At 63.5% G+C, this 22,127-nt stretch carries 18 protein-coding genes and 2 pseudogenes; 14 read left to right on the forward strand and 6 right to left on the reverse strand.

The window, feature by feature from the left end; genetic code table 11:
* Nucleotide 1 precedes the first annotated feature (1 nt).
* Complete coding sequence (locus tag D8W71_RS09300) at nt 2–1,528, reverse strand: sensor histidine kinase (RefSeq protein WP_121118892.1); 1,527 nt, start codon at nt 1,526–1,528, stop codon at nt 2–4.
* 151 nt (nt 1,529–1,679) lie between these two features.
* Here D8W71_RS09300 and D8W71_RS09305 point away from each other — a divergent pair, with 151 nt between their 5' ends.
* From D8W71_RS09305 to D8W71_RS09320, 4 genes are all read left to right on the forward strand, one after another.
* Complete coding sequence (locus tag D8W71_RS09305) at nt 1,680–3,092, forward strand: cation:dicarboxylate symporter family transporter (RefSeq protein WP_121112898.1); 1,413 nt, start codon at nt 1,680–1,682, stop codon at nt 3,090–3,092.
* Nucleotides 3,093–3,239: 147 nt separating this feature from the next.
* A complete protein-coding gene (locus D8W71_RS09310; RefSeq protein ID WP_121112901.1) occupies nt 3,240–3,746 on the forward strand; it encodes a glutathione peroxidase in 507 nt (168 codons plus the stop codon).
* Nucleotides 3,747–3,801: 55 nt separating this feature from the next.
* Entirely contained in the window at nt 3,802–4,497 is a 696-nt protein-coding gene (locus tag D8W71_RS09315) for a DUF2334 domain-containing protein (RefSeq protein WP_121112903.1), read from the forward strand.
* 142 nt (nt 4,498–4,639) lie between these two features.
* On the forward strand, nt 4,640–5,290 hold the full coding sequence (locus tag D8W71_RS09320; protein ID WP_121112905.1) for an LppP/LprE family lipoprotein: 651 nt from the start codon (nt 4,640–4,642) through the stop codon (nt 5,288–5,290).
* Here the strand turns inward: D8W71_RS09320 and D8W71_RS09325 are convergent.
* Nucleotides 5,287–5,931, reverse strand: coding sequence for an MBL fold metallo-hydrolase (locus D8W71_RS09325; protein WP_121112907.1), 645 nt, complete (start codon nt 5,929–5,931; stop codon nt 5,287–5,289). The two genes, D8W71_RS09320 and D8W71_RS09325, sit on opposite strands and share 4 nt — an antisense overlap.
* Before the next feature lie 88 nt (nt 5,932–6,019).
* On the opposite strand from D8W71_RS09325, the gene purS reads away from it, so the two are divergent.
* The 3 genes and pseudogenes from purS to D8W71_RS09340 form a co-directional block, all read left to right on the forward strand.
* Entirely contained in the window at nt 6,020–6,256 is a 237-nt protein-coding gene (gene purS, locus D8W71_RS09330) for a phosphoribosylformylglycinamidine synthase subunit PurS (protein ID WP_026348182.1), read from the forward strand.
* Between the two features lie 11 nt (nt 6,257–6,267).
* Nucleotides 6,268–6,945, forward strand: coding sequence for a phosphoribosylformylglycinamidine synthase subunit PurQ (gene purQ, locus D8W71_RS09335; protein ID WP_121118894.1), 678 nt, complete (start codon nt 6,268–6,270; stop codon nt 6,943–6,945).
* 97 nt (nt 6,946–7,042) lie between these two features.
* Nucleotides 7,043–7,386 (forward strand): annotated as a pseudogene (locus D8W71_RS09340) (VOC family protein); the annotation flags it as partial.
* A gap of 18 nt (nt 7,387–7,404) precedes the next feature.
* Here the strand turns inward: D8W71_RS09340 and D8W71_RS09345 are convergent.
* From D8W71_RS09345 to D8W71_RS09360, 3 genes and pseudogenes are all read right to left on the reverse strand, one after another.
* Nucleotides 7,405–8,598 carry an IS110 family transposase gene (locus D8W71_RS09345; RefSeq protein WP_121112014.1) on the reverse strand — a complete coding sequence of 398 codons (1,194 nt, stop codon included), beginning with the start codon at nt 8,596–8,598 and terminating at the stop codon, nt 7,405–7,407.
* A gap of 252 nt (nt 8,599–8,850) precedes the next feature.
* Nucleotides 8,851–10,036 (reverse strand): annotated as a pseudogene (locus tag D8W71_RS09350) (IS110 family transposase).
* A 235-nt stretch (nt 10,037–10,271) separates the two neighbouring features.
* The gene (locus tag D8W71_RS09360; RefSeq protein ID WP_121112909.1) at nt 10,272–11,150 is read right to left on the reverse strand and encodes a hypothetical protein; all 879 of its coding nucleotides are present in this window, start codon (nt 11,148–11,150) and stop codon (nt 10,272–10,274) included.
* 65 nt (nt 11,151–11,215) lie between these two features.
* Here D8W71_RS09360 and D8W71_RS09365 point away from each other — a divergent pair, with 65 nt between their 5' ends.
* The gene (locus tag D8W71_RS09365) at nt 11,216–12,511 is read left to right on the forward strand and encodes a M18 family aminopeptidase (RefSeq protein ID WP_201265304.1); all 1,296 of its coding nucleotides are present in this window, start codon (nt 11,216–11,218) and stop codon (nt 12,509–12,511) included.
* Between the two features lie 102 nt (nt 12,512–12,613).
* On the opposite strand, the gene D8W71_RS09370 is transcribed toward D8W71_RS09365, so the two are convergent.
* On the reverse strand, nt 12,614–13,384 hold the full coding sequence (locus tag D8W71_RS09370) for a nucleoside phosphorylase (protein ID WP_236077810.1): 771 nt from the start codon (nt 13,382–13,384) through the stop codon (nt 12,614–12,616).
* 6 nt (nt 13,385–13,390) lie between these two features.
* Here D8W71_RS09370 and purL point away from each other — a divergent pair, with 6 nt between their 5' ends.
* The 6 genes from purL (at nt 13,391) to D8W71_RS09400 (ending at nt 22,125) form a co-directional block, all read left to right on the forward strand.
* Nucleotides 13,391–15,781, forward strand: coding sequence for a phosphoribosylformylglycinamidine synthase subunit PurL (gene purL, locus D8W71_RS09375; RefSeq protein ID WP_442972025.1), 2,391 nt, complete (start codon nt 13,391–13,393; stop codon nt 15,779–15,781).
* A gap of 70 nt (nt 15,782–15,851) precedes the next feature.
* Complete coding sequence (locus D8W71_RS09380) at nt 15,852–17,576, forward strand: alpha/beta hydrolase (RefSeq protein ID WP_442972044.1); 1,725 nt, start codon at nt 15,852–15,854, stop codon at nt 17,574–17,576.
* A complete protein-coding gene (locus tag D8W71_RS09385; RefSeq protein WP_121112917.1) occupies nt 17,573–18,151 on the forward strand; it encodes a CPBP family intramembrane glutamic endopeptidase in 579 nt (192 codons plus the stop codon). The genes D8W71_RS09380 and D8W71_RS09385 overlap by 4 nt, the downstream gene beginning before the upstream one ends.
* Nucleotides 18,152–18,241: 90 nt before the next feature.
* Nucleotides 18,242–18,628 (forward strand): sterol carrier family protein, encoded by a 387-nt coding sequence (locus D8W71_RS09390; RefSeq protein WP_121112919.1) that lies wholly within the window; start codon nt 18,242–18,244, stop codon nt 18,626–18,628.
* A gap of 178 nt (nt 18,629–18,806) precedes the next feature.
* Nucleotides 18,807–20,372, forward strand: a complete 1,566-nt coding sequence (gene purF / locus D8W71_RS09395; RefSeq protein WP_121112921.1) for an amidophosphoribosyltransferase — start codon at nt 18,807–18,809, stop codon at nt 20,370–20,372.
* Nucleotides 20,373–20,484: 112 nt separating this feature from the next.
* Nucleotides 20,485–22,125 (forward strand): ABC transporter substrate-binding protein, encoded by a 1,641-nt coding sequence (locus tag D8W71_RS09400; RefSeq protein WP_121112922.1) that lies wholly within the window; start codon nt 20,485–20,487, stop codon nt 22,123–22,125.
* Nucleotides 22,126–22,127 lie beyond the last annotated feature (2 nt).

Below are 22,127 nucleotides of genomic sequence, written 5' to 3' on the forward strand. Positions count from 1 at the left end.
CTCATGAGGCGTCGGCAGGGATAGTGACCGTCAGAACGGAACCGTAGGTGACCTCCGACGTCAGCGATCCGTGATAGCGCCCCACGATCTGTGTCACGAGCGCGAGTCCGAGCCCGCGCGATCCGGATTTGGTGGAGTAGCCCCGCCGCAGCGCGTTCCGGAGAACATCCTCACCCATGCCCGGTCCGCTGTCGGAGACTCTGACCAGCAGTTCCGTCGCCGAATCACGAACGGTCACTTCGACCCACGGCTGTTCGGATTCCTTCGACGCATCGATTGCATTGTCTATCAGATTGCCGACCAGGGTGACCAATTCGCGTGGAGTGAGTATCCCGGCGTGATCGAGCGCGGTGTCCTCGGTGATGGTGAGTTCCACGCCCTGCTCGGCAGCCTGGCTCGCCTTTCCGAGTAGGAGTGCAGCGAGGGCAGGCTCGTTGACGGAGCCCATCAGCCGGTCGATGAGGTTCTGCGAGAGTTCGAGATCGGCCGTCGCGAATTCGACGGCTTCCTGCGGACGTCCCAATTCCACCATGGTGATGACCGTGTGCAACCGGTTGGCGGACTCGTGCGCCTGGGACCGCAGCGATTCGGCGAAACTGCGCACCGAGTCCAGCTCGCCCATCACGCCTTGAAGCTCGGTTCGATCGCGAATGGTAAGGACGTCGCCGAGGCTTCGTCCCTCCCACATCACCGGATCCTGATTGACGACGAGCACGCGGGTGTCGGTCAGGTGAAGTTCGCCGCCGGAACTCATGTCCCGCAACGACTCGGGAAGATCTTGGCGACGGACCGGCCCGTCGGGAAGATCGAGAAGCCGCCTGGCTTCGTCGTTGACGATTTCGGCGGTATCGCCTTTGCCGAAGACGACCAGGCCCTCGCTGATCGAGTGGAGTACGGCGTCGTGATGCTCGTACATCGAACGCAGTTCGTCCGGCGCCATGCCGAGCGTTTGCCGACGCAGTCGCCGGCTCAGGGCTACCGAGCCTGCGGTCGCGACGATGAAGGCCGAGATGACGACCCCGATGATCAGCGGCAGCCCGGCCAAGAATTGGTCACTGATCTTGTCGCGGGTCACACCGGCCGAGACGAGTCCGACGATGTCGCCGTCGACGTCGGTGACGGGCGTGACCGCGCGGATCGACGGGCCGAGAGAGCCGACGTATGTCTCCGTGAACGTCTCGCCCGCGAGAGCACGATCGATGTTTCCACTGAACGGCTGACCGATGAGGTCGACGGTCGTGTGGGTGAAACGCGTTCGGTCGGGGGCCATCACGACGATGAAGTCGACTCCTGTGATCGCTCGGATCCGTTCTGTCTCCGGTTGGAGGCGAGCCGTCGGGTCTTCGGACGCGATCGATATCGGCGTCGATGGTTCGTTCGCGATGCTGGCCGCGATGGCGGTCACCTCGCGTCGCGTCGCGTCGTCGCTGTTGGTTCTCTCGTTGACGATCGTCAGGAAGCCACCGGCGAGCACGATGACGGCCATGACGATCAACTGCAGAACCAGGACTTGTCCCGCAACGCTCATCGGGCGCTTCGCCACGTCTCGTGCCTCGTTTCGGTAACCGGTTCTCGTGAACAGAATGAACGTATCCGTGACTACGGTCACGATTTCCACCAACATCATCTTCTAGCAAGGCGTGATCCAACTCACTCCATAAGTCACAAAGGACGTACCCATGACTACCAGCATCGATGCTGACGGCAACGGAAACCCGGTCGCCGAACCCAAGAAGAAGCGCGACAGGACTCACTGGCTCTACATTGCGGTGATCATTGCCGTGATCGGCGGCGTCATCGTCGGTCTGACGGCAAAGACGTTCGCGGTCGAGCTGGCAGTGCTCGGAACACTGTTCGTCAGCTTGATCAAGATGATGATCAGCCCGGTCATCTTCTGCACGATCGTGCTCGGCATCGGTTCGGTCCGGGCCGCCGCGAGTGTCGGCAAGGTCGGTGGCCTGGCCCTCGCTTACTTCATCGCGATGTCGACCATCGCCCTTGGAATCGGCATGGTCGTCGGTAACCTGATCCAGCCGGGCACCGGCCTGGACATCCCCTCTTCAGGAGCCGGCGAAGAGTACGCCAAGACCGCGGAGGGCGCCGGCGGCACGATGGACTTCATCGCCGGCATCATCCCCGAATCGCTGCTCTCGTCGCTGACTGCCGGATCCGTGCTGCAGACACTCTTCGTCGCGATCCTGGTCGGCTTCGCACTGCAGGCAATGGGCAAGCAAGGCGAAGGCATCCTCAAGGGCATCGGTGCAGTGCAGAAGCTCGTCTTCCGCATCTTGACGATGATCCTGTGGCTCGCGCCGATCGGTGCCTTCGGCGCCATTGCAGGCGTCGTCGGCAAGACCGGCTTCGACGCAGTGATTCAGCTCGGCACGCTGATGCTGGCGTTCTACATCACCTGCTTCATCTTCGTGTTCGGCTTCCTCGGAATGATCCTGAAGTTCGTCTCCGGCTTCTCGATCTTCAAGCTCGTCAAGTACCTCGCTCGTGAGTACCTGCTCATCGTCGCCACCAGCTCCTCCGAGTCGGCGCTGCCGCGTCTGATCGCCAAGATGGAGCACGTCGGAGTCGAGCGCACCACCGTCGGCATCGTCGTCCCGACCGGCTACTCGTTCAACCTGGACGGCACCGCGATCTACCTGACGATGGCCTCGATCTTCATCGCCGATGCCATGAACATGCCGCTCTCGATCCCCGAGCAGTTCTCCTTGCTTCTGTTCATGATCATCGCGTCCAAGGGCGCGGCCGGTGTATCCGGTGCCGGTCTGGCAACGTTGGCCGGCGGCCTGTCGAGCCACCGTCCCGAGCTCCTCGACGGCGTCGGCCTGATCGTCGGCATCGACCGGTTCATGTCCGAGGCTCGTGCGGTCACGAACTTCTCGGGCAACGCCGTCGCCACCCTGCTCATCGGCACTTGGACCAAGACGATCGACGCCTCACGCGTCAAGACCGTGCTCGACGGCGACATGCCGTTCGACGAGGAGACCATGGTCGACGACCACCTGCCCGAAGACGACAAGCGAGTGGTCGACGGCGATGACCGTCACGTCGCCCTCGATAAAGCCGTCGCCAAGGCATAGAGACCCCACCTGGTGACGCGCACCCCCCGTCACCAGGTGTGTAGTACAAGAGCGGCCCTCCTACCCGAGGGCCGCTCTTGTGTGTGCGCGGACAGGCTTCGTGCAGCCGACTCACCGAAAGTCGGTACCCACGGGTAAGTTCAGGGAATGACTGAAGTCCAGAACATCGGCATCAACACGCTGGGCGGTGCGCCCACCTCGCTCGATGAGTACGCAGGGAGGGCGGTCTTGGTGGTCAATGTCGCCTCCAAGTGCGGCTTGACCCCGCAGTACGCCACGCTCGAGAAGCTGGCCACCGAATACGCGGCGAAGGGACTGTCGGTCATCGGCGTTCCCTGCAACCAGTTCGGCGGACAGGAACCCGGCACCGCCGAGGAGATCGAGACGTTCTGCTCGACCACCTACGGCGTCACTTTCCCCATCACGGAGAAGATCGAGGTCAACGGCGAGAACCGGCACCCGCTGTACGCCGAGCTCACCAAGACCGAGGATGCCGACGGCACCGCAGGCGACATCCAGTGGAACTTCGAGAAGTTCCTGATCTCGCCCGACGGCGTCGTCACCAACCGCTTTCGTCCTCGTACCGAACCGGACGCGCCCGAGGTCCTCGCAGCGATCGACAAGATTCTGCCGAAGGAATCCATCGCCGTTTAGCAGCGATCAATCCTGACGTCGAGCCTCGTTCACCCTGGTGTGCGAGGCTCGCGGCATGTCTGGAGCACTGATCGTGTCGGTGAGCGGAATCAGGGACGACACTTGCGAGTACGCGGCGGAGTTTGCACGCGAGCTCGACAAGCGCGGTGTGGCGCTCTCACTCCTCGTTGCCCCGCGATTGAAGGACAAGTATCGGCTGACGCAGGACGAGAGCACCCAGGACTGGCTGCGTAACCGTCGGGACCTCGGCGACGCGATCATTCTGCACGGCTACGACCAGGCTGCGACGAAGAGCCGTCGCGCCGAATTCGCCACTCTTCCGCGGCACGAAGCGAAACTGAGATTGATGGCTGCCGATCGAGTGATGGAGCAAACCGGTCTGCGCACCCGGGTTTTCGCGGCGCCGCGGTGGATCGCGTCGCCCGGGGCGGTGTCCGCGCTCCCCGAAGCGGGGTTCCGGATGATCGCCGGGCTCAGCGGCATTCACGATCTGGAGTCGGGTGCGGTTGTACGGAGCCGGGTACTGGGGATCGGCGAGGGATTCAAGGCAGAACCCTGGTGGTGCAGGGCATTGGTGATCGGAGCCGGCCGGACTGCACGACGCGGCGGAACGGTTCGATTGGCAGTCAGCGCAAAGCAACTCGGCCGCAGCGGCCCGCGTCAGGCGATCCTTGACGCCGTTGATCTCGCGCTCTACAGCGGCGCGACCCCCGGCGTCTACGAGCACGTCCGACGCATGAAGGCGGCATAGGCGGCTCCGCCGCCAGTGGCACGGACAAGTGCCCTCCAGGGGCCGGGGGCGCGCCACTAGGAGAGGCGGCCTTCGCTGTAACGGACCAGCTGGTCCGCGCTATGTAACCCTCGACGATGCAATCGATGTCGAGGCGGCGCTCATGAAGAGACTTCTGCTCGTGGGACTCAGTGTCGTGGCCCTCGCGGCCTGCGGAAACACCGACGACGGGTCGGCTACGGCCGCCCGCGAATCGTCGGCAGCACCAGGACAACAGGCCGTGACGCCGACTGTGGCGCCCTCTGTCGGGGCCGTCCCCAACGTCGTGATCCCGAACTCCTTAAGTCAGATTCCCGCACTGCCGACGGAGGTCCGGATCCCGTCGGTCGACGCAACCCCTCAGGTGGTTCAACCTGTGGCGTGTATCGAGCCGGGCTCGTCCGTGGTGGTCGATGCGCTCGCTTCCATCCCTCAGTACTTCCCTGACGAAGCGTGGACGGCAGGTCGGATGGGTGATCCGTGCGCGTCGTTCACGTGGGTTGAGGCGGCGGCGTCGCCCTACGCGACCGCAAGCACTCCGGAGCACATCCTGTTCTTCGCGGGCGGTGTCTACCTCGGTACGGCGACGGCAGCGCCGTACAGCTTTACGTCCGTGGTGGGGCAGACCGGGGACACCGTCACCGTGAACTACCGATGGCTGGTCGCCGACGAGGCGTTTGCCAACCCCGAAGGAGGGCCAGCAGCTATCCGTTACCAGTGGGATGGCTCGCAGGTGAACATGCTGGACACCTTGCCGACGGAGGTAACCGGCTAAATCTGGACCGACGTTTCCTCGTCGAATGTCCGGAACTCGGTGACCTCGTCGGCCATGTCCTTGAACCGCCCGTAGTAGATACCGCGAGCCTGCTCGGCGACGACGGCCTGATGGATCGGGAAGGCCACCCGCGGTGCCACGGCGCGAAGAAACTCGACGTTCTCCGACAACTTCGACCAGGGCGCAGCGGTGGGGAGCGCGAGCACGTCGACCTTCTGCTCGGGTACGAACAGGGAATCACCGGGATGCAGAAGCTGGCCAGGATTCTCCGGCGTTCCGAGCAGATAGCCAGTGTTGTCGATCACGGGCAGTTCGGGATGGATGACGGCATGTGTGCCGCCGACCCCGGTCACCTGGATGCCGCCGATCGAGAAGACGTCACCGGCATGGGTTGCCGTCCACCGCGCTCCGAGCTGCGATGCCGTCATCGGATCCGAGTACAACGCGGCACTCGGATTTCCGTCCAACAGTGCGGGGAGGCGCTCGAGGTCGACGTGATCCGGGTGCTGATGTGTGATGAGTACGGCGTCGAGACCGGTGATGCCCTCGAAGCCGTGCGAGAAGTTGCCGGGGTCGAAGAGCACGGTGGTGCCGTTCAGTTCGACGAGTACACAGGAATGTCCGAAGTGTGTCAGTCGCATGACTCCACAGTAAGCGCAGTTTCGCGCCTGTCGCTGGGGCTGCGTAGACTCCTGTCCTGCCGGTACCGAACTTTCAAGGAGCTCACTCGTGGCCCGAGTTGTTGTCGATGTCATGCCCAAGGCCGAAATCCTCGATCCCCAGGGTCAGGCAATTGCAGGTGCGCTCGGTCGCCTCGGCGTAGCAGGAGTGTCCGACGTGCGCCAGGGCAAGCGATTCGAGCTCGAGGTCGACGACAGCGTCGACGACGCCGAGCTCGAAAAGATCGCGGAATCGCTGCTCGCCAACACGGTGATCGAGGACTGGAAGGTCACCCGAGAAGCATGAGCGCTCGCAACTTGTCCGCCCGCGTGGGGGTCATTACCTTCCCCGGAACTCTCGACGACGTCGACGCCTCCCGCGCCGTCACGTTGGCAGGCGGCGAGCCAGTCAGCCTGTGGCACGCCGACGCCGACTTGAAGAACGTCGACGCCATCGTCGTCCCAGGCGGCTTCTCCTACGGCGATTACCTGCGCGCTGGAGCGATCGCCCGGTTCGCACCGGTCATGGAATCGGTCGTGAAGGCAGCCGAGGGCGGCATGCCGGTGCTCGGTATCTGCAACGGTTTCCAGGTGCTGTGCGAGGTAGGCCTGCTCCCCGGTGCGCTGACACGCAACGAGGGACTGCATTTCGTGTGCCGTGACCAGTGGCTGAAGGTCGAGAACGCGGACACCGCATGGTCCTCGCGCTACGAGACCGGGGCCGAGATCCTCATCCCCGTCAAAAACGCCGAAGGCCGCTTCCAGGCGTCTGCGAATGTGCTCGACGAACTCGAAGGTGAAGGCCGAGTTGTGTTCCGCTACAGCGGATCCAACCCGAACGGTTCGCAGCGCGATATCGCGGGCATCTCGTCGGCCAACGGTCGTGTCGTCGGACTGATGCCGCACCCCGAGCACGCCACCGAGGCTCTCACCGGCCCGAGCGACGACGGTCTCGGAATCTTCTACTCGGCATTGGACGCCATCATTTCTGCTTAACTGGGTCGTTCCGCGGGCTCCACTCCTGCTTAACTGGGTCGTTCCGCGGGCTCCACTCCTGCTTAAGTGTCGGTGGCCACGGTTAGTCTCTTGCGTCATGACGCTGACTCCGGCAATGATCACTTCGATTCCGCCGATCCCGGACCGCTTGCACAGTGGTGGGCGGATCGGACCGGCGGAAACATCGAGCAGGAGAACGACGGTTGGTTCTACACCGTTGCCCTCCCATCCGTGCCCTACCTGCTCGCATTCCAGAAGGTCGACGACCCGACGCAGGGCAAGAACCGCATTCATCTGGATTTGACGACGTCCGACCTCGACGCGGAGGTGACCGGCCTGGTGGGTTCGGGCGCTTCGGAGGTCGATCGTCATACGATGGGCGACTTTCGATGGGTCACACTGGCAGACCCCGACGGCAATGTCTTCTGTGTATCCGGGGGGGTGTCCCTATGTTTTCTGTCAAGCTGCGTGAGCTGCGGGCGGTTGGTAAAGGGTCTTGTTCTTGAGCATGGCGAACAGGACGTCGCACCGGCGTCGAGCTAGGCAGATGAGGGCTGCGTTGTGTTTCTTGCCTTCGGCTCGCTTGCGGTCGTAGTAGGCGCGACTGGTGGGGTCGTGCAGTGCGGCGAAGGCCGAAAGGAACAACGCTCGTTTGAGTTTGCGGTTTCCTGATCTCGCTGGGTGCTCACCTCGGATCGAGGTGCCGGATCGGTGGGTCACGGGTGCGATGCCGGCGTAGGCGGCCAGGTGTCCTGCTGTTTTGAATGCCGAACCGTCACCGACTTCGAGAAGGATGCGTGCAGCTGTCCTGATTCCGACGCCAGGCATCGAGATCAGGACCGAGGAAAGAGGGTGGGCATCGAGCATCCTCTCCACGTCCAGGCCGATTGCTTTCCGTTGTTGCAGTGTCTCTTTGAGAGAATCTGCAAGTTTTGGTAGGACAGTCTCGGCAGCCGCGGACCCAGGGACTACGACGGTCTGGTCCTCGAGTGCGGTGTAGATTTCTACCACCAGTCGGGCGCCCATTCGTGGGGCGTTCTTCGCAGCGATGGCGGTCAGCTTTCGTTTGCCAGCAGTGCGAATGCCGGCGGGGCCACCGCACCGGGAGAGGATTTCGAGCACGGCGGGGTGGGTGACTCGCGGTCCGAGTACTCGTTCGAGCGCGGGGTGGATGCTGGTCAGTAGTCCCCGGATTCGGTTGCTGACGCGGGTTGCTTCGCCGGCAAGGTCGTCGTCGAAACCGATCAGAACACTGAGCTCGGCGAGTGTGTCATCGCCTGTGTCGACCCGCCGCAGCGTGTGCGGCATGGTCCTGGCCGTGTCGGCGATGATGAACGCGTCGCGCGCGTCGGTCTTGGCCTGCCCTGGATACAGGTCTGCGATTCGGCGCATCGACAGGCCCGGAAGGTACGCCACTCGGTGACCGCAGGAGCGGGCGACGGTGACCGGTAGCGCACCGATCGTGTTGGGTTGATCGACCACGATCAACACCGGTCCGTGCGCGGAGAGGCGGTCGAAAACTGTGCGTAGACGAGCCTCGTCGTTGGGTAGTGCTTTGTCGTATAGGCGGGTGCCGTCGACGGCGAGACCGACAGCGTGATGCTCGGATTTTCCCACGTCAATGCCGCAAAACACGGCGTAACTCGTGTCCATGAAGCAGTCCTTCGTCCGGTGTACCGCCGGTCGCCGATCCGACATCGATACCCGACACCCACGTTATGAAGAGACCTGCTCACGATCAGCGGCCCTGTCCCTATCAGCGGTTCATCGATGCCACCACACCCGGCGACACCACCCCCCGGATCATTGATGACAGGGGCAAGAAGTCATACCAGGTCTGGCGACCGCAGCCCTCGGTTTCAAGGACCGCCTAAAAGATAACGGGGGGTGTCCCTATGTTTTCTGTCAAGCTGCGTGAGCTGCGGGCGGTTGGTAAAGGGTCTTGTTCTTGAGCATGGCGAACAGGACGTCGCACCGGCGTCGAGCTAGGCAGATGAGGGCTGCGTTGTGTTTCTTGCCTTCGGCTCGCTTGCGGTCGTAGTAGGCGCGACTGGTGGGGTCGTGCAGTGCGGCGAAGGCCGAAAGGAACAACGCTCGTTTGAGTTTGCGGTTTCCTGATCTCGCTGGGTGCTCACCTCGGATCGAGGTGCCGGATCGGTGGGTCACGGGTGCGATGCCGGCGTAGGCGGCCAGGTGTCCTGCTGTTTTGAATGCCGAACCGTCACCGACTTCGAGAAGGATGCGTGCAGCTGTCCTGATTCCGACGCCAGGCATCGAGATCAGGACCGAGGAAAGAGGGTGGGCATCGAGCATCCTCTCCACGTCCAGGCCGATTGCTTTCCGTTGTTGCAGTGTCTCTTTGAGAGAATCTGCAAGTTTTGGTACAGTCTCGGCAGCCGCGGACCCAGGGACTACGACGGTCTGGTCCTCGAGTGCGGTGTAGATTTCTACCACCAGTCGGGCGCCCATTCGTGGGGCGTTCTTCGCAGCGATGGCGGTCAGCTTTCGTTTGCCAGCAGTGCGAATGCCGGCGGGCCACCGCACCGGGAGAGGATTTCGAGCACGGCGGGGTGGGTGACTCGCGGTCCGAGTACTCGTTCGAGCGCGGGTGGATGCTGGTCAGTAGTCCCCGGATTCGGTTGCTGACGCGGGTTGCTTCGCCGGCAAGGTCGTCGTCGAAACCGATCAGAACACTGAGCTCGGCGAGTGTGTCATCGCCTGTGTCGACCCGCCGCAGCGTGCGGCATGGTCCTGGCCGTGTCGGCGATGATGAACGCGTCGCGCGCGTCGGTCTTGGCCTGCCCTGGATACAGGTCTGCGATTCGGCGCATCGACAGGCCCGGAAGGTACGCCACTCGGTGACCGCAGGAGCGGGCGACGGTGACCGGTAGCGCACCGATCGTGTTGGGTTGATCGACCACGATCAACACCGGTCCGTGCGCGGAGAGGCGGTCGAAAACTGTGCGTAGACGAGCCTCGTCGTTGGGTGTGCTTTGTCGTATAGGCGGGTGCCGTCGACGGCGAGACCGACAGCGTGATGCTCGGATTTTCCCACGTCAATGCCGCAAAACACGGCGTAACTCGTGTCCATGAAGCAGTCCTTCGTCCGGTGTACCGCCGGTCGCCGATCCGACATCGATACCCGACACCCACGTTATGAAGAGACCTGCTCACGATCAGCGGCCCTGTCCCTATCAGCGGTTCATCGATGCCACCACACCCGGCGACACCACCCCCCGGATCATTGATGACAGGGGCAAGAAGTCATACCAGGTCTGGCGACCGCAGCCCTCGGTTTCAAGGACCGCCTAAAAGATAACGGGGCACTAGAGCTCGTGTAGCTCGCGGAGCGTTGCCGCGAACACCCCTGCCGATGCATCGCCGCTGACCTGGCAGTACTCGCCGTCTCTCCAGAAGTACACGTGGTCGGACAACGGATTGGGCGTATCTCTCGACAACATCTGCGCGACGCCGACCATCAGCTCTGCCGCGCGCGCGGTTTCCTCGAACGTGCGTGGAAGGAAGTTGTCGATCTCGTACGCGTTGGGGATCGTGAACAGAACGCCGAAAGGCGCCTCGTCCAGGTAGCGATCGATGAACGTAGGCATGTCGGCCACCTTCGACGCGAGGTAGATGGAGTCGCCGCGCAACACGTCGATGGTGATGTTGTCCTTGATCATCGACTCGCGGCGGTCGAACTTCATCGCTGCAGTGTTCGCGCGTCCGAATGCCCACGCCGTCTCCAGGTCTCGACCTACGAGCGCAACGTCGGGCAGCGTCAACGCGAGGTCCGGGAACGTCAGATTCAACATGCGCCTCGGCGAATCGAAGGCGTCGACCAGCGGACGCGTATACGAGAACTCGTTCAGTTGCCGCAGAAGGCTCGCAGGCGCGACCCGCTCACGCAAGCGCATGTAGAACTCGTCGTCGGGCATGGAGGCGATGTGCGCCGGATCGCTGTATTTCTGCATGTCCAACAGCGTCGTCACGTGTGCTTCGACGACGTCGTTCCAGGAACTGTTCGAGTAGTTCAGGCACCGATCCACCAGGTTGTCCAACCCCACGTAGCCACCCGAATCGAGCCGCAGCGTGACGGCGTTCACTTTCGTGGCGCGAATGCCACGCCGTGTGAGTGAGGCCATCACTTTCTTGCGAATGATCGCGACGGTGGTTGCCCTGGATGCATGTTCGGCTAGATCGCTCATTTTCGTCCCCCGGGTTGCGTGTGCTCCTTGGTCTGTTCGACGCAGCTACTGACACAATGGTTCCCATGCCGTTCAGTGTTTCTGCGTCTGCTGCCGCTCTGTGCAACTTCGTCGACGTCTCACCGTCGCCCTTCCATGTGTGCCGCACGGTTGCGGTGCAACTGGAGGAAGCGGGGTTCGTACGCGTCGACGAAACGGAGGCCTGGCCTACCGAGGTGGGCCGGTATTACCTCATCCGCGGCGGCTCCCTCGTCGCATGGAGCACGGAGAGCGATCGCACGGGCCCCGCTCTTGCCGGCCACCCGTTCCGGATTGTCGGCGGTCATACCGACAGTCCCAACCTGCGCGTCAAGCAGCACCCTGATCTGGAGTCCGCAGGGTGGCAGATGGTGGGACTGGAGCCGTACGGCGGCGCATGGCTCAACTCCTGGCTGGACCGTGATCTCGGAATTTCCGGGCGCTTGAGTGTGCGCGACGGAAACGGCCTACGGGAGGTCCTCGTCAAGATCGACGAGCCCATCCTGCGTGTACCCCAACTGGCGATCCATCTGTCCGAGGATCGCAAGGGCGTGACGCTGGATCCTCAGCGGCACGTCAATGCCATTTGGGGAGTGGGCAATTCGCCCCGTTCATTCCTCGATTTCGTTGCCGAACGTGAAGGCGTCGACCCGTCGTCCGTTCTCGGTTGGGAACTGATGACCCACGATCTCGCGCCGAGTGCGGTCGTCGGCGTCGAGAACGAATTGGTCAGTGCGCCGAGGCTCGACAATCAGGGAACCTGTTATGCCGGAACGCAAGCGCTCCTCGCGGCCGTCCGGAACCCGACGGCCTTCACCCCCGTGTTGGCACTGTTCGACCACGAAGAAGTCGGCAGCATGTCCGACCGCGGCGCGTTCTCGGACCTGTTGAACACGGTGCTCGAGCGAATCGTGTTGGGCCGCGGCGGGGGTCGCGAAGAGTTCCTGCGCGCTATGGCCGGATCCATCTGCGCGTCGGGCGACATGGCACACGCAACACACCCCAACTACCCCGACCGGCACGAGCCCGCACACCGGATCGAACTCGGTGGCGGCCCTGTGCTCAAGGTCAACCAAAATCTCAGATACGCAACCGATTCCGAGGGTGCCGGTGCATTCGCGTTGGCGTGCGAGCAGGCTGGGGTTCCGTTGCAGCGCTATGTCCACCGGGCTGATCTGCCCTGTGGTTCGACGATCGGACCGATAACCGCCTCGCGGACGGGAGTGTCGACCGTGGACGTCGGTGCGGCTCAGCTCGCGATGCACTCCTCGCGCGAGCTGATGGGTGCATCGGACGTGAAGGCCTACGCCGACGCATTGGGCGCATTCCTGGCTCCGGCCTGAGCGCGGCCCGCCCCGCCCGTGCGTGCGTAGTTACGGCGGGCGGGAATTACGCACGCACGACCTGCTCAAGCCTCGTGAGTGCGTAATTACGTCGGGCGGTACTTATTTGCGCACGGGCGCGAAGCGCAGGCACGCATCGGCCGCCAGCCAGAACAACTGTTCACGAACGGTGCCCGCTTTGGTCCATCCCCGGTGCTCCCAGTCGGCGGCGAGGGAATCACCCGCGTACAGCAGTTGGGCGAACTGGACCCCGCGGTACTGGGCGACTGCGCAGAAGGCCGACGCCTCCATGTCGACCGTCAAGCACCCCTCGTCGACGCGTCGGGACACGCGGCTGCGGGTCTCGCGGTAGAGGGCGTCGGTGGTCCACGACCGACCGGTGACGAAGGAAATTCCGGCCTCGGTCAGAACGCTCTGGAGTACAGCAACCCCGGCAGGGTCGGCCTCGACCACTCGGCCCGGGGGCAGGTAGTGGAACGAGGTGCCCTCGTCGCGGATGGCGCTGTCGACGACCATCACGTGGCCCATGCCGAGCTGATCGGTGAGAGCGCCTGCTCCGCCGACAGCCACGAACTCCGAGCATCCGAGCGCGATCGCTTCTTCCAGGAACAGTGCAGCCAACGGGGCGCCGACGCCCGGATGGAACACCGCCAGTCGCTCGCCGCCGCGCTCCACCTCGTAGACGGGGTGCTCACCGTGCTCGGATCTGAGCACCGACAACACCCGTGCCTTGCCCTGACCGGCTATGGATTCGATCACTTCGGCGAAGAAGCACACCACGGCTTTCCTGGGGATATCCACACCCTTGACCACCATCTGAGGCGTCAGGACGCCTGATTCGTCCAAATCGTTCTCTGTCAGCGCGATGTCCACCAAGCCATGCTTACACGAGGGTTTGCATGCTGCTTTTGGGGCCTGTCACCCTGCGCGGATAGACTCTCCGAAGGCATTTCGCTCCAGGAAGGGACCCCACTCCTCGTGTCCGACAGCTTTGAGAAAATTGACACTGTCTCCGCCGCAGTCGCTTCACCTGACGTCGCGCAGCCGTACAAAGAACTCGGACTCAAGGACGACGAGTACGCCCGCATCAAGGAAATCCTCGGTCGGCGGCCGACGGATGCCGAGCTGGCCATGTACTCCGTCATGTGGAGCGAGCACTGCTCGTACAAGTCCTCCAAGGTGCACCTGAAGTACTTCGGCGAAACCACCACCGACGAGATGCGCAAGTCCATGCTTGCGGGCATCGGCGAGAACGCAGGCGTCGTCGACGTCGGTGACGGGTGGGCCGTCACGTTCAAGGTGGAAAGCCACAACCACCCGTCGTACGTCGAGCCCTACCAGGGCGCTGCCACCGGTGTCGGCGGCATCGTCCGCGACATCATGGCCATGGGTGCCCGTCCGATCGCCGTCATGGACCAGCTGCGTTTCGGTGCTGCAGATGCGCCCGACACCCGCCGCGTCCTGTCCGGCATCGTCTCGGGAGTCGGTGGATACGGTAACTCGCTCGGCCTCCCCAATGTCGGCGGCGAAACCGTGTTCGACGCCTCCTACGCCGGCAACCCGCTGCTCAACGCTCTGTGTGCGGGAGTCATGCGCGTCGAGGACATGCACCTCGCCTTCGCGTCCGGTCTGGGCAACAAGATCATTCTGTTCGGTGCTCGTACGGGTCTCGACGGCATCGGCGGCGTGTCCGTGCTCGCCTCGGAGACGTTCGACGGTGATGAGACGGGAGGCGGCAGGAAGAAGCTTCCTGCTGTTCAGGTCGGCGACCCGTTCACCGAGAAGGTCCTCATCGAGGCCTGTCTCGAGCTGTACGCGGGCAAGCTCGTCGTCGGCATCCAAGACCTCGGCGGCGCCGGACTGTCGTGTGCCACATCCGAACTTGCATCAGCCGGCAGCGGCGGTATGCACATCGCGCTCGAGCAGGTCCCGATGCGTGCCACGGGAATGACCCCCGCGGAGGTTCTCTCGAGCGAATCACAGGAGCGCATGTGCGCGGTGGTCACGCCCGACAATGTCGAGAAGTTCATGGCCGTCTGCAAGAAGTGGGACGTGCTCGCGACGGTCATCGGTGAGGTCACCGACGGCGACAACCTCGAGATCACGTGGCACGGCGACACCGTCGTCGATGTTCCGCCGAAGACCGTCGCGCACGACGGCCCCGTCTACAACCGTCCGGTCAAGCGTCCCGACACCCAGGACGCACTCGTCGCGAACACCACAGCGTCGTTGAAGCGTCCCGGCACCGCGGACGAGCTGAAGGCCACTCTGCTGAAGATGATCAGTAGCCCGCAGCTGTGCAGCCGCAAGTTCATCACCGAGCAGTACGACCGTTACGTCCGCGGGAATACCGTGCTTGCCGAGAACGCTGACGCCGGAGTGATTCGCATCGACGAGAAGACGGGCCGCGGCATCGCGCTCGCGACCGATGCGTCCGGTCGCTACACCGCTCTCGATCCGTATCAGGGCGCGCAGCTCGCTCTTGCGGAGGCGTTCCGCAACGTCTCCGTCACCGGCGCGACGCCGAAGGCTGTGACCAACTGCCTCAACTTCGGTTCTCCCGAGGATCCGGGCGTCATGTGGCAGTTCCAGCAGGCCGTTCGCGGTCTCGCCGACGGCTGCGTCACACTCGGCATCCCGGTCACCGGCGGAAACGTCAGCTTCTACAACCAGACCGGTTCCGAGCCGATTCTCCCGACGCCCGTCGTCGGTGTTCTCGGCGTCATCGACGACGTGCACCGCCGCATTCCGACCGGCCTCGGCCTCGAGCCCGGCGAGACGCTCATCCTGCTCGGCGACACGCACGACGAGTTCGACGGATCCATCTGGGCGCAGGTCGAGCATGATCATCTCGGCGGAGTCCCACCGAAGGTCGATCTGGCACGTGAGCAGCTGCTCTCCGACATCCTGCTTGCAGCTTCCCGTGACGGATTGGTCTCGGCCGCACACGATCTCTCCGAAGGCGGCCTCGCGCAGGCTGTCGTCGAAGCAGCGTTGGCAGGCGAAACCGGATGCCGCATCCTCATTCCCGAGGGCGCAGATCCGTTCGTCACCTTGTTCTCCGAGTCCTCCGGCCGCGTGCTCGTCGCTGTGCCGCGCACCGAAGAGACTCGATTCACCGGCATGTGCACCGCCCGTGGTCTGCCGTGGACGCGCATCGGCGTCGTCGACGAAGGCTCGGACGAAATCGAGGTTCAGGGGCAGTTCTCGGTCGCGATGACCGAACTCCGCGAAACATTCGAGAGCACCCTGCCCAGACTCTTCGGGTAGGTCAGTGACCACGGAGGAGGTATCGCACAACGATCTCAGCACCGTAGAGCGTGAACACACGCACTACCGACTGCCGATCGACTTTGCCGTACCTTCTCCCGAAAAACATCCCTTTGTCATGTGGGCGTGGGGTCTGCTGAAGCTGGACTTCACCGGCATCGTGTTCGGCGCGCTGTTCTTCTGCTGGTCGCTCACTCCGTCTCTGCTGCCGCGTGATTGGCTGTTCCAAGGATTGATAGGCGGAATCAACGCCGCCATCGGCTACGGTTTCGGCGTCGTCGTCGGGTGGGCCGTGACGCGGTGGTTTCTCGCCGGCAAGTCGTGGTGGCCGCTGCCGCGCAAGGTGGAGTTGCGGATCAAGTTCGCGTTCGTGCCGATCGCGATCTTCGTGGCGTTGTACATGTTGTATCTGTCCGCCGGGTGGCAGCGTGAACTAGCTGCGCTCATGGATGCCGAGGGCACGACGACCACGGGATATTTCCGGACCGGTGCGCTGAGTATCGGTGTTGCTGCCCTGTTCATCTCGGGAATGCGCGTACTGCGTGATCTAGTACGGTTCCTGGCTCGCCAGATGAACAAGGTCGTCAAGATGCCCCGCGAGGTCGCCAACGTCATCGGGGTCGTGCTGGTGGTCGTCCTCGTCATCGCGCTCGTGCAGGGCGTTCTGCTGCGTGCGGTCTCCGAGGTGACCAACTCGATCTTCAGCCTGCAGAACAGCGAAACCCGCGAAGGCGCAGTGCAACCGACGGTGCCCGAGCGCTCCGGCAGCCCGGAATCATTGGCCCCGTGGGACTCCCTCGGATTCGAGGGCCGCAACTTCGTGTCCAGCGGGCTGAGCGCCGACGAGATCTCCGAGGGACTCGGCAGGCCTGCGCTTCAACCGATCCGTGCCTACGCGGGCCTCGAAACTGCGGAGACACAGGACGAACGGCTCGACATCGTCGTGCAGGAACTCGAACGAACCGGTGCTTTCCAGCGCCAGGCACTCGTCGTCGTTCCCACCACCGGAACCGGATGGGTCAACCCGACGGCCATCGAAGCAGAGGAGCTCATGTTCGGCGGCGACGTCGCTACTGTCGCCGCGCAGTACTCCTACCTGCCCAGTTGGATCTCGTTCCTCGCCGAACGCGACAAGGCCGCCGAAGCCGGTCGGGCGCTCATCGACAAGGTGCACCAGCGGTGGCTCCAGGAACCCGAGGAGACCCGTCCACGGTTCTACGTCTACGGCGAGAGCCTCGGTACCGCGTCCGGCGAAGGAGCCTTCGACGGTCTTGCCGACATCCGCGACACCGTCGACGGTGTCCTGTGGGTGGGACCGCCGAACTCCAATCGGCTGTGGGGTCAGTTCGTGACTCGCCGCGATCCGGGAAGCCCAGAGGTGCGGCCCGTGTACGCCGACGGTCTCGTCGTTCGCTTCGCCGACAATTCGTCCGGCATCCCGCCTGAAGGCGAGCCGTGGCTCAGCCCGCGGATTCTGTACGTGCAGCACGCCTCGGACCCAGTGGTGTGGTGGTCGCCGGACCTGCTGTTCGAGCGTCCCGACTGGCTCGCCGAGGCACCGGGGCCGGACCGTCTGCCGGACATGCGGTGGTTCCCGATCGTCACGTTCTGGCAGGTCGCAGCCGACCTCACCAACGCGGCGGGCGTGCCGGACGGGCATGGACACAACTACGGAACGCTCGTCCTCGACGGATGGGTCTCGGTCGCCGCACCCGCGGGTTGGACCGACGAGGACACCGAAAAGGTGCGCTCGGTGATGGACGAGTACGCAGGTCGGGACGGCCCCGAGAAGTGAAAGCCCTCGTGCTCGGTGCAGTGACGACTGCGTGGAGCGGTGCCGTCGTCCCTCGGCTGGCACTCTCCGACCGCCGTCGCGCAGTGGTGAACACAGCTTTCGGGGTATCGCTCGCCGCTGTCACCCGAGCACCTCTCGGCCTGAAGAACTGGAGAAGCGGTCTGGCGTGGGGTCTCGGCGCCGCGGCGGTGCCCGTCGCGGCATCGGCGGTGGTCGCGTCCGTACCGTCGTTGGTCCAGCGGGTTCGACCGTCGGACGACGACTTGGCCGAGTGGGTACTGTTCCGGATCCCGATCGGCACCGTCCTCACCGAGGAACTCACCTTCAGAGCCGTGCTCGACGCCGCATCACCGGGTTCGTCGCCGATCTTCTTCGGACTCTGGCACATTCACCCTGCGCGTGCGGCGGGGGATTCCGTCGCTCTGACAGTGGTGGGGACCTTCTTCGCGGGTGTGCTGTTCTCGTGGTTGCGCCGGAGAAGTGGCAGTGTTCTGGCGCCGATGATGCTGCACTACGCCGTCAACGCGTCGGGAGCGGTTCTGGCTGTGCGTGCACGTGACCTGGTCGCTCGATAGCGGTGCCCTCGTGGCGGGAGTGGAGCCTGCAGGAACGACCCAGATAAGGGAGTAGGAGCCTGCAGGAACGACCCGAATAAGCTGATCGGCATGGCTCCGACCAAAACCGTCACCCCGGAACAAGTACGCACCGCGGTACTGGCGGTCGCGGACTGGGTGCGTGACGGCTCGGTCGACAAGCCGCCCCGCGCTGCCGTGGCCGACGCAGTACGCACCACCGTCCGCACGCTCGCCCAGGTCGCACCGGGTTCGAGCGTCGAAGTGCGGGTTCCGCCGTTCGTCGCGGTGCAGTGCATCACCGGACCCCGGCACACCCGTGGGACACCGCCCAACGTCGTCGAGACCGATCCCCGGACGTGGCTCGAGGTGGCGACGGGAACCCGTAGCTTCGAGGATGCGCTGGCCGACGGATCCATCACTGCATCGGGCAGTCGCGCCGCCGAAGTGGGCCACTGGCTGCCGATTCTTCGTGCCTGACGGCCCAGTGGCACGGATAAGTGCCCCGGGCGGCACTTATCCGTGCCACTGAGGTGGCCAGCCGGTTACCGCAAAACGGACGGCCGGGGAATGTCACCCGCCCACGATGCGTTGAGTTGGCTCGTGTGCCCGTAGACTGGGCCATGCCCCTCACCCCGTCCCCTTAGGGAGCAGTGCTGTGACCTCTGCCGATATTTCGGTAACAAGTCCAAACCTTCTGCTAGGCAAACCCATAGACGAACCCGAGAACGAGCCTCGTGAAGAGTGCGGCGTATTCGGTGTGTGGGCTCCGGGGGAGGATGTGGCGAAGCTCTCGTACTACGGGTTGTATGCGCTGCAGCACAGGGGACAGGAAGCCGCCGGAATCGCTGTGTCCGACGGTTCGCAGGTTCTGGTGTTCAAGGACCTCGGTCTCGTAAGCCAGGTGTTCGACGAGCAGACACTCGGTGCCATGCCGGGCCACGTCGCCATCGGACATTGCAGGTACTCGACCAGTGGGTCGGTCACCTGGGAGAACGCGCAGCCAATCTTTCGCACCACCAAGGCGGGCACGGGCATCGCCCTCGGCCACAACGGCAACCTCGTCAACTTCGCCGAACTCGCGACGCGAGCACGTGAAGAAGGTCTCATCAGCGACCGACTGCAGGGCAACGGGACATCGGATTCCGACGTCGTGGCCGCTCTCCTCGCGCACAAGGCCGCCGACTGCACCATCGAGCAGGCAGCGATGGAATTGTTGCCGACGCTCAAGGGAGCGTTCTGCCTGACCTTCATGGACGAGCACACGCTCTACGCCGCTCGGGACCCGCACGGTGTTCGACCGCTGTGCCTCGGACGACTCGATCGCGGCTGGGTCGTCGCCAGCGAGACCGCAGCCCTCGACATCGTCGGCGCAGCATTCGTGCGTGACATCGAGCCGGGTGAGCTCCTCGCCATCGACGCGGACGGTGTCCGCTCGTCGCGTTTCGCAGCTCCGGAACCCAAAGGCTGTGTCTTCGAATACGTCTACCTCGCACGGCCGGACAGCGTCATCGGCGGTCGCTCGGTGCATTCCACTCGCGTCGAGATCGGCCGTCGTCTTGCCGAGGAGCATCCAGCCGAAGGTGACCTCGTGATTCCGGTGCCGGAGTCGGGAACGCCCGCCGCAGTCGGCTTCGCCCAGGGTTCGGGAATTCCGTACGGCCAGGGCCTGATGAAGAATGCCTATGTCGGGCGCACGTTCATCCAGCCGTCGCAGACAATTCGTCAGCTCGGCATCCGGCTCAAACTGAATCCTCTCAAAGAGGTCATTCGCGGCAAAAGGCTCGTCGTAGTGGACGATTCGATTGTTCGTGGCAACACTCAGCGCGCCCTCATCCGAATGTTGCGTGAAGCCGGTGCACTCGAAATTCACGTGCGCATCGCGTCACCGCCGGTGCGGTGGCCGTGCTTCTACGGCATCGACTTCGCCTCTCCTGCAGAGCTCATCGCCAACGGCGTGGACTCGGAGGACGGCATCCTCGAAGGGGTGCGTCAGGCGATCGGTGCCGATTCCCTCGGATACATTTCGACGGAGGGCATGATCGCGGCGTCGGAGCAACCGGAATCGCGTCTCTGCACAGCCTGTTTCACGGGTAAGTACCCCATCGAGCTTCCGGCGGACAACGCCCTGGGCAAGCACGTACTGGAAGGGATGCTGGCAACAGCGGCGGGACAGAGCAGTGATCCCACCAACGCGAACGTGAGTGCGCTGAGCCGTCCCTGACGCCCTCGCTCGCAAAAATGTTTGCCGCGTTTCCTGTTTGCCACATATTCGAAACAGCTGATCGGTAACGTCCGGAACAAGTACGGACAACCGAACAGATTGAGGCATACAGATGATCCTGTCGCCCGGTAACGGTCGCAGTTCCAGGTTCACCAGAACGTTCGTCGGCATTGCGGCTACATCCGCAGTGGTGCTGGCCGTGGCCGCATGCGGCTCGGGCCGAACGGACGACAATGCGGCGTCGAGTGGCGACGGTGGTGGCGACACCATCACCGTCGGAACCACCGATCAGGTCACGTCGATCGACCCCGCAGGTTCGTACGACAACGGTTCTTTCATGATCATGAATCAGGTTTACCCATTCCTGATGAACTTCGCTCCGGGCAGCTCCGAGCTCGAACCGGACGCCGCCGAAAGTTGCGAATTCAGCGAGCCGACCGTCTACACCTGCACCCTGAAGGACGATCTCACGTTCGCCAACGGTAATGCGCTCACCAGCGAGAGTGTCAAGTTCTCGTTCGATCGCATCGTGGCCATCAATGATCCGAACGGGCCGGCATCGCTGCTCACCAACCTCGACAGTGTTGCAACTCCCGACGAGAAGACCGTCGAGTTCACACTGAAGACACCGAACGACCAGACATTCGCGCAGATACTTGCGACGCCTGCGGGCCCGATCGTCGACCAGACGGTATTCCCGGCCGATGCGGTTCTCGATGACGACGCGATCGTCGCGGGCAAGCCGTTCGCGGGTCCATTCTCGATCGGCAGCTATGACAAGAACGGCCTCGTGAGCTTCGCCGCGAACGGTGACTACAAGGGAATTCTGGGCGCGCCGAGCACGTCGAACATCTCGCTCAAGTACTACACCAGTTCGGACAACCTCAAGCTCGACATCCAGAACAAGGCGATCGACGTTGCGTGGCGTTCGCTCACACCGACCGACATCGATTCTCTCGATAGCGTCGACGGATTGACGGTCCACGAGGGACCTGGTGGAGAAAGCCGCTACATGGTGTTCAACATGAACACGATGCCCGGCGACACACCCGAGCAGAAGTTGGCCGTGCGCAAAGCAATTGCGGCATCGGTCGACCGGCAGGCACTCTCGGATGGCGTCTACAAGGGCACCTTCACCCCGCTCTACTCGGTGGTTCCTTCCGGTCTCGACGGCTCGAACAAGGCCTTCGGCGATGTCTACGGCGAAACCCCGAACAGGGAGGACGCTGCCGGATTCCTCAGTGCCGCAGGCATTGCGACGCCCGTTCAGCTCAATCTGCAGTACAACCCGGACCACTACGGTTCGAGCTCGTCCGAGGAATATGCTGCGATCAAGAGCCAGCTCGACGCAACGGGGCTGTTCGACGTCAACCTGCAGTCGACCGAGTGGACCACGTACAACAAGGAACGCGTCGCCGACGCCTACCCGGTGTATCAGCTGGGCTGGTTCCCGGACTTCCCGGACGCCGACAACTACCTGACGCCGTTCTTCGCACCGGACAACTTCCTGCAGTCGCACTTCGAAAGCCCGGCGATCACGGCGCTTCTCGACAAGGAACGTACGACGACGGACGAAGCCGAACGCATGGAGGTCATCGGCGACATTCAGACCGAGCTCGCCACCAACTACATCCCGACGCTTCCGCTGCTCGAGGGCAAGCAGATCGCGGTGTCGGTCGACGAGATCAGCGGTGTCGACGACACCCTCGATGCGTCGTTCAAGTTCCGTTTCACACCACTCGCACGAGGCTGACG

This window comes from Rhodococcus sp. P1Y (assembly GCF_003641205.1).
In the GTDB taxonomy this organism is placed as follows: domain Bacteria; phylum Actinomycetota; class Actinomycetes; order Mycobacteriales; family Mycobacteriaceae; genus Rhodococcoides.